Source organism: Phyllobacterium sp. P30BS-XVII, from assembly GCF_014138335.1.
Taxonomy (GTDB): Bacteria; Pseudomonadota; Alphaproteobacteria; order Rhizobiales; family Rhizobiaceae; genus Phyllobacterium; species Phyllobacterium meliloti.
Genome location: NZ_JACGXO010000004.1, coordinates 93,646 through 108,915, shown reverse-complemented (window position 1 = coordinate 108,915; position 15,270 = coordinate 93,646). Strand labels below are relative to the sequence as shown.

General features: G+C 54.9%; 13 protein-coding genes. 6 read left to right on the top strand and 7 right to left on the bottom strand.

Annotation, left to right across the window (positions count from 1 at the left end; translation table 11 throughout):
- Positions 1-67: 67 nt before the first annotated feature.
- On the bottom strand, positions 68-2,326 hold the full coding sequence (locus tag FHW17_RS12785) for a marine proteobacterial sortase target protein (protein WP_182510044.1): 2,259 nt from the start codon (positions 2,324-2,326) through the stop codon (positions 68-70).
- Positions 2,327-2,505: 179 nt separating this feature from the next.
- Between FHW17_RS12785 and FHW17_RS12780 the strand changes: the two genes are divergently transcribed.
- The gene (locus tag FHW17_RS12780) at positions 2,506-3,285 is read left to right on the top strand and encodes a helix-turn-helix transcriptional regulator (RefSeq protein ID WP_182510043.1); all 780 of its coding nucleotides are present in this window, start codon (positions 2,506-2,508) and stop codon (positions 3,283-3,285) included.
- Here the strand turns inward: FHW17_RS12780 and FHW17_RS12775 are convergent.
- From FHW17_RS12775 to FHW17_RS12760, 4 genes are all read right to left on the bottom strand, one after another.
- On the bottom strand, positions 3,282-4,250 hold the full coding sequence (locus FHW17_RS12775; RefSeq protein WP_182510042.1) for a ribose ABC transporter permease: 969 nt from the start codon (positions 4,248-4,250) through the stop codon (positions 3,282-3,284). The genes FHW17_RS12780 and FHW17_RS12775 overlap by 4 nt on opposite strands.
- Entirely contained in the window at positions 4,247-5,761 is a 1,515-nt protein-coding gene (locus FHW17_RS12770) for a sugar ABC transporter ATP-binding protein (protein ID WP_210275883.1), read from the bottom strand. Before FHW17_RS12770 ends, FHW17_RS12775 begins: the two co-directional genes overlap by 4 nt.
- Positions 5,762-5,852: 91 nt before the next feature.
- Entirely contained in the window at positions 5,853-6,752 is a 900-nt protein-coding gene (locus FHW17_RS12765) for a substrate-binding domain-containing protein (RefSeq protein ID WP_091883145.1), read from the bottom strand.
- Between the two features lie 208 nt (positions 6,753-6,960).
- Entirely contained in the window at positions 6,961-8,025 is a 1,065-nt protein-coding gene (locus FHW17_RS12760) for an FUSC family protein (RefSeq protein ID WP_210275882.1), read from the bottom strand.
- Positions 8,026-8,300: 275 nt separating this feature from the next.
- On the opposite strand from FHW17_RS12760, the gene FHW17_RS12755 reads away from it, so the two are divergent.
- The 5 genes from FHW17_RS12755 (at position 8,301) to arsH (ending at position 12,462) form a co-directional block, all read left to right on the top strand.
- Complete coding sequence (locus tag FHW17_RS12755; protein ID WP_182510040.1) at positions 8,301-9,686, top strand: FAD-containing oxidoreductase; 1,386 nt, start codon at positions 8,301-8,303, stop codon at positions 9,684-9,686.
- A gap of 81 nt (positions 9,687-9,767) precedes the next feature.
- Entirely contained in the window at positions 9,768-10,124 is a 357-nt protein-coding gene (locus FHW17_RS12750; protein WP_182510192.1) for a helix-turn-helix domain-containing protein, read from the top strand.
- A 151-nt stretch (positions 10,125-10,275) separates the two neighbouring features.
- Positions 10,276-11,337 carry an ACR3 family arsenite efflux transporter gene (arsB, locus tag FHW17_RS12745; protein WP_182510039.1) on the top strand — a complete coding sequence of 354 codons (1,062 nt, stop codon included), beginning with the start codon at positions 10,276-10,278 and terminating at the stop codon, positions 11,335-11,337.
- Complete coding sequence (arsC, locus tag FHW17_RS12740; RefSeq protein WP_182510038.1) at positions 11,337-11,759, top strand: arsenate reductase (glutaredoxin); 423 nt, start codon at positions 11,337-11,339, stop codon at positions 11,757-11,759. The genes arsB and arsC overlap by 1 nt, the downstream gene beginning before the upstream one ends.
- Positions 11,734-12,462, top strand: coding sequence for an arsenical resistance protein ArsH (gene arsH, locus FHW17_RS12735; protein WP_182510191.1), 729 nt, complete (start codon positions 11,734-11,736; stop codon positions 12,460-12,462). The genes arsC and arsH overlap by 26 nt, the downstream gene beginning before the upstream one ends.
- Positions 12,463-12,647: 185 nt before the next feature.
- Here the strand turns inward: arsH and FHW17_RS12730 are convergent, their stop codons facing one another.
- Both FHW17_RS12730 and FHW17_RS12725 read right to left on the bottom strand, forming a co-directional pair.
- Positions 12,648-13,616 carry an ABC transporter permease gene (locus FHW17_RS12730; RefSeq protein ID WP_112526263.1) on the bottom strand — a complete coding sequence of 323 codons (969 nt, stop codon included), beginning with the start codon at positions 13,614-13,616 and terminating at the stop codon, positions 12,648-12,650.
- Positions 13,617-13,664: 48 nt separating this feature from the next.
- Positions 13,665-15,239, bottom strand: a complete 1,575-nt coding sequence (locus FHW17_RS12725; RefSeq protein WP_182510037.1) for a sugar ABC transporter ATP-binding protein — start codon at positions 15,237-15,239, stop codon at positions 13,665-13,667.
- Positions 15,240-15,270 lie beyond the last annotated feature (31 nt).

Genomic DNA, 15,270 nt, shown 5'->3' with positions numbered 1-15,270 from the left:
CGGAGGGCAGGGCGGATAACCGCCCCGCCTTTCTGCTTTGAACCATTATTGACTGTTAAGGTCGCACTCATGATGCTTTCCCGGTTGTCTTGCGTGTGAAGAAGAACAGCCCGGCGCTTGCGAGCAACAGCATCAGGCCAGCGATCATGCGCAGTTCCGCATCGGTTGCTGTCTGTGGCAGAGGGAGTTCGTCGGCAGGTGCCTGTTTGGCTACCGGCTTGTTACCCTGAACCAGCTTGGCCAACTGGATATTCGTGTCGCTCTCAAGAGCGGCCCTGCGCGTGGTCTGCTCACCAAACACCTTGTCGAAATCCCAGCCTGCAGGCAGGTTGAGTGGAACATCGGCACGGGTCAACGGCTTATCCTGTGAGCGGGTTACAGTCTTGTCGACGGCAACCAGACTTGTCAGGCGCGAAACGAGGCTGTTTTCAAGGGCGAGTTTGAGGATGCGCTTATCGGCTTCTTCGCGGCTGATTTTGCCAAGTGTGCTTTCCACTTCCGCATCGGAAATCTTGCGGCGTGCCCAGAGTTTTGACAGGCCTTCACCATCGGCAGCCTTGGCAACTGGCAGGGTAACTTCCCATGGCTGTTTGCCGATCATGCCCTTGATTGTCAGCGTACCAGACAACGAACCAAGCTTGGCAGCAATAACCAGAGGCTCGCCGCGATAAAGATCGGGTAGAATGGCCGGCGTTACGTCCGCATTGCCAGCAGAGAACGTTGCAACGAGGTTGGTGATCACAGGGCTTTCCAGCTTGGCGAACAGATTGCGCATGCGCTCATCCACCTGATCGGTCGAGCCGATGGAAGTGAAGGTGCCCCGGCCAAGTTCAGCGGCGCGGTTCATCAGGTAATTGTTGGGTGCAGAACCGATGCCGACCATGAAGACCCGCGAACGGCCAAGCTTGGCAGCAATCGTATCAAGCAACTGCTGTTCATTACCGATCGCGCCGTCGGTCAGGAATACGATCTGGCGAATAAAAGCCTGATCATTGGGGCGTTTGTCATTCAACGCTGCTTCGAGCGGTGCGAGCATTTCAGTGCCGCCGGATGCTTCGAGATCGCCGACAAATTCGCGGGCAGTGGAGACGTTATCGCGGTTGGCAGTGACTGTATCCTGAAACAGCGCGGTCATGGTGTCGTCAAACCGGATGACGTTGAATCGGTCGGCTGGTTTCAGACGGCTCAAGGCATAATCAAGGCTGGCCTTGGCCTGATCCATGGATGTGCCACCCATCGAGCCTGAGTTATCGATGACAAAGACGATCTCGCGGGGACGTTCTTCCTGCTTCTGCTCGACAACAGGCGGTGTGACATAGGCGAGAGCATAATCGTTCTTGCCTATGGTTTCGCGAAACAGGCCAACAGCAGGGGCTTTGGAATTCTGTGGCTTCCAAATCAGTTCAAAGTCGCGATCCGCATGGTTTTCACCGGTCAGCGCAACGATCTGCGTCTGTGCGTCAAAGGCTTCTGTTCTGATGGAATGGTGCGGGCTTTTGACTTCACCCAAGGCAAAACCGGCCTGCAAGCGAACCTTGATCGTAACCGGATTGACTGGTGCATTGATACGGGGATCAAGTACGGACGGGGTGATTTTATCACGATCGGGAACCGGATCGGCTGTTGTGCCCCAGCCGGAACCATCGGCGGCAAGGTCGGCAGTTTGTGTTATCGGATTTGGATTGTAGCGAGGCGCTACGACAAGCGGCACGCGCAGGGAGAATTCATCGCCGGAGAGGCGGACGGGTTCCTGATAGTCGATCTGAACCACAACCTGCTCATGCGGACCGATATTGGCGACGGAGTTGGTGAAGAGGTTGGGGCGCTCCTGCTCAACAAGGCTGGCTTTCTGGCCTGCAGCCTTAGCCGTTTCGTAAATTGCCTTGGCTTCCTTTTTCTCTTTGATATCGCCAATGATCACACGCTTGCCGACGACCATTTTAAGGGCATGGACGGCGCTTTCTTCCGGCAGGGGATAGGCATAAACAGCCTCCACCCAGCCATTGGAAGGGTTGGTGAAAATCTGAGTGATACGGGCGCGCGCAGTCGGGCCGCTGACGATGATATCAACATCGGTGGCAACGCGCGGGGCCTCGATATAGCGGCCAGCTTCGGAACTCTTCAGCAGCAGCGTACCGGATTTGACCTCATCCATGGTGACAAGGGGAGATTGGGCTGTTTCGGCGCGGGCTGGCCCGGCAAGCAAGACAGCCAGAAGCGCCACGAGCGGCAAAACAATAATGTTGATGAGCCAGACGGCCTGGCAGGTGTAGCGCAGCCAGCTTGGCAGGGGTTGCGGGGAAGGTGAGAGGGATACGGTTTTCATCGGGAAAGCTCCTGTTGGTGCTCCCATCGGGAAGCTTTCCCCATTTCATACATGGGCCTTTTCTGCGCCAGCGTAAGCTTCGGGAATGTTCCGCACGGCTGCGTCACATCATGTCTTGCTCCTGATGGACTTGTGTGGATATGTGAAGAAATGTACGTGATTGGGAAAGCAGGGGCATCATGGCCGGGGATATAGACAGCCAGTTATCGGAACGTCAGAACGATACGGTCGCCACGAAAATCCGTGAGGAAATGGCGCGGCGGCGGATTTCGCGGCAATATCTGGCTGATCAGGCGAAAATCAGCCTTTCCACGCTGGAGAAGGCTCTGTCAGGCCACCGTCCATTCACACTGGCAACAACGATCAGGCTTGAAGAGGCGCTTGGCATGCGTCTGCGCGGGGCTGATGGTTATGATAACCCGCCGCTGCCAAGCCATGGCCACGCCAGTGAGGATTTTGGTGCCTATTCCCGCGCCGCCGTCGGGTGGATTGAGGGCCGTTATCTGACCTTGCGCCCCTCTTTCGGTGATCCGAAAGCCATCTTTGCCTATTGCACCGAAATCGGCTGGAATGACACCGCGTCCAATCTGCGTTTCATCGAAAAGGAACGGTTGGATGCGGCCTTCACCCAGCAGGGTACAGTGGCCATTCCAAACCTCTCCGGTCATATCTACCTTGCGACCAATACATCAGGGCAGCATCGCCTGATCATCATCTCGCGTCCGTCCATCACGGGGGAGATGTATGGCATCCTTACCACATTGCAGGCCGGGCGCGGTGCGCAACTGACACCGGTTTCAGCGCCAATTGTCCTCATTCCGATGGGGTCGGCACCGGATGCACAGTTCGGGCGTATCGCCCCTGATCATGCCAGCTACGCATCCTATCTCGCTTATCTCAAGCGCACGGTGGAGGAACCCTTTGCCGTGTTCCTCCCCGGACCAACTGTAGTCGATTAAGTGCGCATCGACTTGCTGCGCACATCGAGCCAGACAGCAAAGAGAATAACGATACCCTTGAAGATGAGCTGGTAGAAATACGGAACGGCCAGCATATTCATGCCGTTGTTGATAACGCCGATAATCAGCGCGCCAAGGATGGTGCCGACCATTGTACCCACACCACCGGCAAGACTGGTGCCGCCAAGCACAACGGCGGCAATGGCATCCAGCTCATAGCCCATGCCTGCATTCGTCTGCGCCGAGGAAAGCCGCGACGACAGCAGGATGCCGCTGATTGCCGCCATCACGCCGGAGATCATGAAAATGATGATCTTCAAACGGTCAACACGAATGCCCGAATAGATAGCAGCCTCGCGATTGCCACCGGCGAGATAGGCGCGGCGGCCGAAAATCGTACGCGACAGGACAACGTGATTGATCGCGAAGAGCGCAATGACAATCCAGATGATAATGGGCAAGCCAAGCCAGCTTTCGCTACCAATCGCCAGCCACGTTTCATTGTCGATGGAAGCCGGCGCGCCATTGGTCGGCAGGCTGACGGCTCCGCGATAGATACCCATCGTGGCGACCGTAACGATGAATGAAGGCAGCATGAGTTTTGCCGAGAGAACACCGTTAAGCCCGCCCATGATTGCACCAGCTGCAAGCGTTATGAACACTGTTGGGACAAAACCAAAACCCATGGAAAAGGCTTGCGCAGCGACCATGCCCGCCACGGCAATGATCGAGCCGACGGAGAGGTCAATATCACCAAGCAGGATCACATAGGTCATGCCATAGGCAGCAACGGCAATTACAGCTACTTGCTGCATAATGTTCATGAAATTGTTGAAGGCAAGGAAGCGAGGGCTGATCGTTGAAAAGACCAGGCACAGGATGATCAGCGAGATGACAATGCCACCATATTGCCGGATGAGGGGGGAAGCCAGAAGCGCCTGCTTCGTCTCGGTAGAATTGGTCATTGGTGTATTCCTGCTGCGTAGGTCATAACGGTTTCCGGGCTGAGGCCCTGCGCGTCCAGCATTTTTGCCACGCGCTTGTTGTGCATGATGACGAGCCGGTCGCTGAGGCCGAGCACTTCGGGTAATTCTGAGGATACCATCAGGATGGCGGTGCCAGCGGCGGCAAGCTCGCGGATAATGCGGTAGATCTCGAACTTGGCACCGACATCGACACCGCGCGTCGGCTCGTCAAGGATCAGTATTCTGGGTTGGGTCTGCAACCATTTGGCGATAACGATTTTCTGCTGGTTGCCACCACTGAGCGACCCGGCGGGCGTTTCCATCGATGCGGTCTTGATGGCAAGACGCAGGATTTCCGTCTTCGCTGCGGCGCGTTCACGGGCAGGGCGGGTGAAGCCGAACTGTCCGGCGAGTTGACCCAGCGCAACCATGTTGATGTTGCGCTCGACACTATGCTGCAGCACGAGGCCTTCTTCCTTGCGGTTTTCGGTCACGAAGGCAATGCCGTGCCGGATGGCATCGGCGGGGGAGCGCAGATGCACCGGATTACCATTAAGGCGAATGGTGCCGGTCGGTTGCCCGAAACCGAAGAGTGCCTTCATCACATCGGAACGCCCGGAACCGATCAGACCGAACAGGCCAACAACTTCGCCGGGGCGGACATCGAGCGAAACATTCTCAAACCTGCCTGCTTCCGAGAGATTCTCAACCGCAAGGACAGGCGCGATTGCAGACGAGGGACGCTCGACCAGACGCGGCGGATAGATATCCTTCATCTCGCGTCCGACCATCAGGGCGATCAGGCCCTCAATGCTCGTGTTCTGCTTTTCTGTCGTTGCCACAAAGGAACCATCGCGGATCACTGTAATATCATCGGAAATCCGCATGATTTCTTCCATGCGGTGGGAAATATAGATGATCGCGGTACCCTTGGCCTTCAGCCGTTCGATAATGGTGAAAAGGATTTCCGCTTCGCTGTCCGAGAGTGAGGATGTCGGTTCGTCAAGGATGACCACATCGGCGGGACGGCTAAGCCCCTTTGCAATTTCAACGAGCTGACGCTGGGCAATGGAAAGGTCGCCCACTTTGGTCCTCACATTGACCGGCAGGCCAAGCTCCTGAACAATCTGCGCCGCTTGTGCATTGAGATCACGCTCATTGATGAAGCCAAAACTATTGGGCTCATGCGTGGCCAAAATATTCTCGGCAACCGACAGATTGCGGCAGAGGCTAAGTTCCTGAAACACGATGCTCAACCCCAGCGCTTTCGCCTCGATGGGGTTTTTCGGTGCATAGGGTTTGCCATGCAGGGTGATCGACCCCGAAGTTGGCTGGAACAGACCAACAAGAATTTTCATCAGCGTGGATTTGCCCGCGCCATTCTCACCGAGCAGCGTATGAACCCGTCCGCTCCGGACGGAAAGGTTCATGCGCTTGAGCGCTGTCACCGGACCAAAAGTCTTGGCAACATCCTTGATTTCAAGCACGGGGGCATTGGGCGAAGCGATCATGAACGACAATCCTACCGGAGGTCTTTCCATACGGCCACCCGCGAAGATGTATTCGCGCGGGTGGCATGAGTGAGTAGAGACCTTTGCGAGGTTACTTTTCTTCGCCAGCCTTGGTGACGACACCAGGAACGATTGGCTGCTTGGCTTCAACGGTCTCGCCCTTGATGATCTTGCCCGCGGTCTCGACCGCGACTTTGCCCATCTGGTCCGGATACTGCGCAATAACGCCAACCATAACAGGGTCGTTCTTCACCGCGTTACGGGCTTCTTCCATGCCGTCAAAACCAATGACCTTGACCTGCTCCTGAAGCTTTGCCGATTTCACAGCGGAAGCCGCCGCGAGAGCCGCATCGTCGCCAAAGCCGAAAATGCCGACCACATCAGGATTTGCCTGCAGAATGTTCTGGGCAGCGGCTAGCGCCTCCGGCCGGGTAATGCCGGTCTGGATGGAGACGATCTTGATATCGGGATGTGCAGCAATTGCCTTCTTGAAGCCTTCGACGCGATCCACGACAGATTGCACCGTCGGGTAGTCGATAACCGCAACATTGCCCTTGTCGCCGATCTGCTTGGCCATCAACTCGCCCGCCTTGACGCCGCCGGTGTAATTGTCGGTGCCAACATGCGAAGTCACTTCAACGCCCTTGGCAGGAACGTCCACGGTGATGACCTTGATGCCCGCCTTCTGCGCCTTGGTGATGGCGGATTTTACGCCCGTGCTATCTACAGGGGAAATGATGATGACACTGACGCCCTTGGTGATGAAATCTTCCACATCGGCGAGTTGCTTGTTCAGATCCTGATTGGCAATCGCAATTTCAAGCGGCACGTTTTCCGCCTTGGCTTCTGCGGTCATGGCGGAAGCAAGCGAGATGTAGAATGGATGCTGCTGTGTGAGCAGGGAAGCGCCGATGCCTTCAGCATAGGCACCTGTAGCCATGAGCGCTACTGCGCCGGCAAGAAGCAGTTTGGTAAAATGGGTGCGGATCATTGTTCCCTCCAGAACAGTTGTTTTCTCGAAATCCGGCGGTTGGGCATTGGCGCAATATTGCCGGACACTGCACAGCCTGTTTGCCGTGCTCAAGTCCATTGGCGATGGCCATGCTCCTCCCACCTTCGTCCACCGCATGGATGTGCAATTTATATTGCTATGTCAATATAAAAATTGTCGCGCGTAAAGTTTTGCGCAAGAATGTGGCTTACTCGTTTGATGATGGCTGCTTCATCTCGATGCCGTCATTCCCTGGGTGATCGCGAAACAGATAGTGGGAGGCGAGCAAAACCGGTTCGAGAATAACCACACCAAACAGGATACCAGCAAGGCGCTCCATGCCGGGTTCCAGCGCCGCATTGGTATAGGTATCAGGCACAAGCACAACAAGAAAAGCCAGAACAAATTGCGTGCCGATATAGCTGATCGACGAGTTGCTGTTTTCGATATGCCGCCCGACAAGAACACCGATACAGACACCTATTGTCATGAGAATGGGTGACTGATGACTGCTCAGCAGAATTGCGGTGGCGATCAACCCACCCACGCTGCAACCGATGAATCGCAGGATCAGCCGCGATGTGATCGGGTTCAGCACACTGGTTGATAGGCTGGTCACGGGGATCATCATCACGGCCATGATTGTGATGCTCGACTGGCTCAGTGAAGTGATGCCGGTCCATACCCATATCCATGGAATGAGCCCGAGAGCGATTGCCGCTTGCACGGAATGCTTTGCTGCGCCCTTATGCCAGACGACGGAGTGCCTTATGGCCGCCTGAACGGGTGTTTCCTTTGATTGCCGTGGTAATCTGCGCCTGATTGTGAAGGTCGAGACGGCACTGACAAGAATACAGGCGAGGGTTCCCGCAAGGATTTCGACAAGACGCGATTGGGCAAAGGGTAAAACTGACTCTGATGGGTGCTTCATGCCATCAATCAGCACCATGCAGAATGTGAGGCCTGTGAACAGCCAGGCGTAGCTGCGTTTTCCAACAAGCGCGAAGTAGAGCGTGACCCCACCAAAAATGATAAGGGACAGGCTTAAAAGTAATGGATTGGTGATAACGAAAGGTGCCAAACCCAGAGCCGCGCCTGCGCCTGCTGACGTTCCGATGATCCGCAAAATCCCTCTGGTGAGACTTTCCGATACATGGGACCGCATAACCATGTAGCCGCTGAAGGCAGCCCAGCCGACATTCTGTGCGCCCAGAATATGCGCGAAGATGATGGCGAGGAGAACGGATACAACGCACTCAAATTCATCGACCATCCGTGGTCCGGGCTTTGCTAGTGACCGGAGTTCCCTTAGGCTTGTCATCCCGAAAATGGTAAGGCTGGCTATGGCTTGCCTGACATAGTTCATTGTTTGCTTCTAACAGAATGTGGATTGGCTTGCGCAGATGGGGCCATTGTCTTTTTGCTGTTCTAAAGGTGTTGCATACGGGTGTCGATACGTTCACCCCGCAGCATGAATGCCGGACCACGCCTTTCAAGGCGACCTCACTGTTGCTACCCTATCCCAATCTTTCTTGATGGAGCATTGCCATGAGCCAGTCATTTGACGCGATCATTATCGGTGCAGGACAGGCGGGACCATCTCTCGCGGGCCGGCTGACCGCTTCGGGTATGAAGGTGTTGATGGTCGAGCGAAAACTGTTTGGCGGTACCTGCGTCAACACCGGATGCATGCCAACAAAGACGATGGTTGCCAGCGCCTATGCGGCGCATCTCGCCCGCCGTGGTGGGGACTACGGCGTTGTCATCGAGCAACCCATTCGGGTTGATATGCAACGGGTGCGGCGAAGGGCCGATACCGTTACTCTTAACGCCCGCACAGGTGTCGAGAACTGGCTGCGCGGCATGAAGAATTGCACTGTTGTTGAAGGTCATGCCCGGTTTACTGGCCCACATACAATCAGCATTGACGGGGCGCTCTTTGATGCTCCGCGCATTTTCCTGAATGTGGGCGGGCGCGCCAATATTCCTGATATGCCGGGTATCGGTGATATCGACTATCTTACCAACGCTGGCATGATGCAGCTTGACGTCCTGCCAAAACATCTGGTGGTGATTGGCGGCAGTTATATCGGCCTTGAATTTGCGCAGATGTATCGGCGTTTTGGTTCAGAAGTCACGGTTGTCGAAAAAGGTCCTCGCCTGGTCGGGCGCGAAGACGAGGATGTTTCCGAAGCCATAAAGGATATTCTGGAAAACGAAGGTATTTCCTGCCGCCTTAACGCAAACTGCATCGCGTTCAAACCCCATGAAAGCGGTACGGAGGTTCACCTTGATTGCGACTCTGACAAGCGCAATGTTGTCGGTTCGCATGTGCTTCTGGCGATTGGTCGCCGTCCCAACACTGACGATCTCGATCTGGACAAGGCGGGTATTGCCACCGACGAGCGGGGCTACATCAAGGTCGACGATTATCTCGCAACAAGCGTTGAAGGCATCTGGGCTCTTGGAGATTGCAATGGCAAGGGTGCTTTCACGCACACGGCTTATAATGATTTCGAGATTGTCGCGGCCAATCTTCTGGACGGGGAAGACCGCAGGGTTAGCGAGCGCGTGCAGGGCTATGCCCTCTATATCGATCCGCCACTCGGCCGGGTGGGAATGAGCGAGACGCAGGCCAAGGCAACGGGTCGCCCTGTTTTTGTATCCAAACGACCGATGACGCGTGTTGGCCGCGCCGTGGAGAAAGGCGAAACGCAGGGTTTTATGAAGATCGTTGCTGATGCTCAGACAAAGCAGATTTTGGGCGCAGCTATTTTAGGGACAAGCGGTGATGAAGCGATCCACGGAATACTCGATGCCATGAGCGCGAAGATGGACTATCCAACGCTCAAATGGGCAGTGCCGATACACCCGACAGTCTCCGAGCTTATTCCGACCGTCTTGGGTGATCTGGCTCCTTTGGATCATACATAGCAAGGCGTCTGACCGGTCATTGTCTAATGCTTGCATGGGATTGACTTGACAGTCGGACCATATATCGATAAATCCAGATATATGGAAAAAGAGCAGACCATTCAGGCATTTTCGGCCCTTGCACAACCATCACGCATGGATGCATTCAAGCTGATTGTCATGCATGAGCCGGAAGGAATAGCAGCAGGAGAGATATCGCGACTGCTGGATATTCCGCAAAACACGATGTCGGCGCATCTGGCGATATTGTCGCGCGCGGGACTGATCTCTTCTGCCCGCCACAGCCGTTCCATTATTTATCGCGCGAGGTTCGAAAATCTTCGCGCTGCGATCAGTTATCTGCTGAAGGATTGCTGCGCAGGTCATCCGGACATTTGCACTCCGCTCATCACTGATATCGTTCCATGTTGTCCGCCTAAGGAGAAGTTCAATGGCTGATCGCGTCGATGATGTCCTGATCCTGTGGAGAGGCAATTCTGCACGATTCAACAGTGGGTGCCGTTTGACCTTCTGCCTGTGCCGCAAGTCCAGGGGCTGTGTCTGGCCTCAATATCCATTTTGACGCGATCCGTTTTCTATAGGAAAGCCAATGTCTGTCTTTGAACGCTACCTCACTCTGTGGGTTGCCCTATGCATTGTTGTTGGGATTGCGCTTGGCCATTTTATTCCGGGCGTGTTTCAAGCTATCGGCTCTGCCGAATATGCCAAAGTGAACATTCCGATGGCGGTTCTCATATGGTTGATGATCATTCCGATGTTGCTGCGTATCGACTTTGCGTCGCTGCGCATGGTAGGCGCTTATTGGCGTGGAATTGGTGTAACCCTGTTTATCAATTGGGCTATAAAGCCATTCTCCATGGCGTTGCTTGGCTGGCTATTTGTGGGCTGGCTCTTTCGCCCATATCTGCCTGCTATCCAGATCGATTCCTATATTGCTGGGCTGATCATTCTAGCGGCCGCACCTTGTACAGCCATGGTTTTTATCTGGTCGAACCTCACTAAGGGCGAACCACATTTCACCTTGTCTCAGGTGGCTTTGAATGATGCGATTATGGTCGTTGCCTTTGCCCCTATTGTGGGTCTGCTTCTTGGTCTTTCTGCAATCACCGTACCATGGAATACGCTTATCCTATCGGTGGTTCTATACATCATTGTTCCGGTCATCATAGCCCAGATCATGCGTCGATGGTTGCTGGCCAATGGAGGCAAGGCGGCTTTTGATCGATTGGTCGGTGTTCTTCAACCGCTATCGCTTGTGGCATTGCTGACAACATTGGTGATGCTCTTCGGCTTTCAGGGGGAGCAGATTATCGCTCAACCGCTGGTGATTGCGCTTCTAGCCGTACCGATCCTGATACAGGTCTATTTCAATTCAGGCCTTGCCTATCTGCTTAATCGTATGAGTGGTGAGCAGCATTGTGTCGCCGGTCCCTCCGCGTTGATCGGGGCAAGTAACTTCTTCGAACTGGCGGTAGCCGCTGCAATTAGCTTGTTTGGTTTTAACTCCGGGGCCGCACTCGCTACTGTCGTCGGTGTTCTGATTGAAGTGCCAGTCATGTTGTCGGTGGTGTGGATCGTCAACCGTAGCAAGAATTGGTACGAGCGGGGGGCCGCCGTCCGGAACCTTCAAAAAGCGGAAAGGGTCGTCTAATGACTGTCACCATTTATCATAATCCTGCCTGCGGCACGTCGCGCAATGTGCTCGCAATGATCCGGAATGCAGGTATTGAGCCAACCATAATCCAGTATCTGAAGACACCTCCAGCACGTCAGGAACTGAAAGACCTCATTCGAAGAGCGGGGTTGACGGTGCGTGAAGCCATTCGCGAAAAGGGCACGCCCTATACGGAGCTTGGGCTCGATGACCCGGATTTGACAGATGAACAACTGCTGGATGCGATGGAGGCCCATCCGATCCTGATGAACCGCCCGTTTGTGGTGACTGAAAAAGGCGTGCGCCTAAGCCGACCGTCTGAAGTCGTCCTTGACATACTCCCGAATCCACAAAAGCGCGCTTTTACCAAGGAAGATGGCGAAGTTGTCATTGATGCTAAAGGAAAGCGCATTGTCTGATTTAGCCAATACTTTATCCGAGGCCCTACAGATTCCCGATCCTGAAAAGTTATCTGTTCCGCTCTCGGTACACTGGCCCCGTATCCTGTTGCTTTACGGCTCCATCCGGAAAGTGTCCTACAGCCGCTTGCTAACGCAAGAGGCAGCGCGCCTGTTGGAGCATTTTGGTGCGGAGACTCGTGTCTATGATCCAGAAGGATTGCCTCTGCCCGATGACGCGCCCGTTGATCATCCAAAGGTGCAGGAACTGCGCGACCTTTCACTCTGGTCCGAAGGGCAGGTCTGGACCAGTCCCGAGCGGCATGGTGCCATGACAGGCGTCATGAAATCACAAATCGACTGGATACCGCTTGCCATGGGCGCGATCCGTCCTACGCAGGGACGAACGCTTGCGGTCATGCAGGTTTCTGGCGGGTCACAGTCGTTTAATGCAGTCAACCAGATGCGGGTTCTCGGGCGCTGGATGCGTATGGTCACAATCCCGAACCAGTCGTCGGTTGCCAAAGCCTATCAGGAGTTTGACGAAAACGGCCGTATGAAACCATCGGCCTATTACGATCGCGTTGTGGATGTCATGGAGGAGCTTATGAAGTTCACGCTGCTGACACGCGACGTGTCGGATTATCTCACCAACCGTTATAGTGAGCGTAAGGAAAGTGCCGTGGCTCTTGCACGGCGCGTTAATCTCACGGGTGTCATATGAGCCTGTTTCTCCGCCGCATCCTGTGACAAGCGGTCGTCTCTATAGGATAGAACGAGGTCTGGGAGTATCGAAGGATGAAGTTCCACGATCGCTCGACCAGACCTCTGACGAAAGCAAGAGCTCTCCCAAACTCGCTCTCGGTACTATAGAAACCTTTGAAACGGTCGAATGTTCCCGAATAACGCCTATCTTCGCCTGCGGCGGAGCTGATCGAAGTACACAATAACAATGATCAGAACGCCTGTTATAACCCGCTGCCAGAAGGAATTGACGTTGAGGAGGTTAGCGCCGTTGTTGATTGTCGCCAGAATGAACGCGCCCAGCAGCGGCCCATGAATGGAACCTACAGCGCCGAAAAGACTGGTGCCGCCGATAACCGAGGAAGCGATGGCTTGCAGTTCCCATCCCTCCGCCTGTGTGGCATTGCCAATGCCGATACGGGAGGCAAGCAGCAATCCTACGAATGATGCGCAGACGGCTGATAATGTATAGGCGAGATAAATGGTCCCTTTGACATTGACGCCGGACAGACGCGAGGCTTCTGCATTCGATCCCACGGAAAACAGATAGCGTCCCCAGCGGCTGTGACTTAGAAAGATGTAGGCGGGAATGCCGACAAGGACCACCATCCAGAACAGGTTGGGTATTCCGGCAAAATCATTGCGGGAGAATTCGGTAAACGGGTCATTATCGATCGAAATCGTGGCACCGTTGGTAATCAGCAGGCCGATGCCGCGCAATGATGTAAGCGTTGCGAGTGTGATGATGAAGGGTGGAAGCCCGAGACGCACAATGCCAAAGCCATGAAACAGCCCGATACAGACACCGATACCCAGCGTGATCAGGATCGCCGCCCAGACGGGAAAGCCATGTGCCAACAACCAGGCGACGATGACGCTGGTGAAGCCGACGATCGCGCCGACAGACAGATCAATGCCGCCGGTAATGATGACGAAGGTCTGGCCAATGGCGAGGATCGCAATCATCGAGCCTTGGCGTAGCAGATTGGCAATATTGTTTCCGGTCCAGAAACTATCTGTTGCGAGACTAAGGACCAGCCAGAGTACTAGCAACAGGGCAAAAAGCGTCAGTCCGAACAGGACATTGAAGCGCCGCTTCGGGGTGGTGCCAGTGTCTTTGGTTTCAAGGCTCATCGGGCCAAATCTCCAGATAGTCGAGGCGAATAATCGTGGCGGAACAGATCAATTGTGCGTGCTGGCGTCGGCTGATGCTGAGCCGAGCGCTTGGGTCAGGATGTCTTCATGCGTAACGGATTTGTGGGGATGGCTTGCCACCAGATGTCCACGCCTGAAGACATGCAGCGTATCGGCAAGCTCAAAAACTTCGGGAAGATAGGACGAGATCAGAATGATACCGGCGCCGTTTTCCAGAAGGGTCGAGAACAGCCGGTAGATTTCAGCTTTTGTGCCCACATCGACACCCACTGTAGGTTCGTCAAAAATGAAAAGCTTGGCACCATGGTTAAGCCATTTGCCGATAACAATTTTCTGCTGGTTGCCGCCGGAAAGGCTGGCAGCACTGGCACTGCGCGAGGACGTTTTGATGCGAAGGTCCGAGATCTGATTGTCGGCATGTCTGGCTTCTTCGCGGTGCGAAATCAGAGCATTCCTGCTGAGCTGCTTGTAGATCGGCAGATTGAGATTGAGTGACACCGGCAAGGACAGGCATAGGCCCTGATCGCGGCGGCTCTCCGGCGCCAGAGCGATGCCGAGTTTGATCGCATCGCGCTCGCGCTCGATACGCACCTCTTTGCCGTCCCAGAGAATTTGGCCTGAAGTTTTCGGGTGCCGTCCAAAGATGGTTGTCACGAACTCACTGCGGCCCGCGCCAATCAAGCCGTAAAGCCCGACAATTTCGCCCTCACGCACGCTAAGGCTGATATCTTCAAAGCCATTGCCGCTGAGATTTTGTGTCTCAAGGATTGTCTTGCCAAAGGTAAAGGGTACCTTGTGATAAATCTGTTCGATTGAACGATTGATCATCAGGCCGATCAATTCATTCTCGTTGGTTTCCTCGATGTTGCGCGTGCCAACCAACCGCCCGTCGCGCAGGATCGAAACCCGGTCGGCGAGTTCAAACACTTCCTCCATGCGGTGGCTGATATAGACGATGGTGACGCCGCTTTTCTGCAGACGGCGGATCAGCGCAAAGAGCTGCGCCGCTTCCTCGCGCGTCAGATAGGCAGTTGGTTCATCGAATATGAGGAAACGTGCGCCGCGTGTTGCTGCGCGCGCCGTTGCGATCAGTTGCTGCTGCCCGATGGTCAGGTCGCTCAGCAGCGCATGGGCTGGCAGCGCAAAGCCAAGATCATCAAGGATTTTCTGTGCTTCCCTGATCATATGGCGGTGCTGCAGGAGACCGAAACGGCGCTGCTCTTCACCCAGAAAAATATTGGCGGCGACGGTCAGATGCGGGCAGAGCACGACCTCCTGATGCACGGCATTGATCCCATGCTGGATTGCTTCCAGCGGTGTCGTCAATGCCACCGGTTCGCCCCGAAACAAAATCTCACCGGCGGTGCGGGGAATGACGCCGGTCAAAAGCTTGATCAGCGTCGATTTTCCTGCGCCGTTCTCACCGACAATGGCGTGAATTTCTCCAGCCTTGAAAGCGAGATCGGCGGGTTTTAGCGCGTGGGTTCCAAGATATTGTTTCTCAAGCCCACGCAATTCCAGAATAGGCAGGTGAGCCGCCGCTGCGGATACATCTTCACTTTGCCCGCTGCTGGAGCGATGCGAAATATCATGATCTGTCATGGCGGCCCCACTGACTGTTGAGCAAATCTGG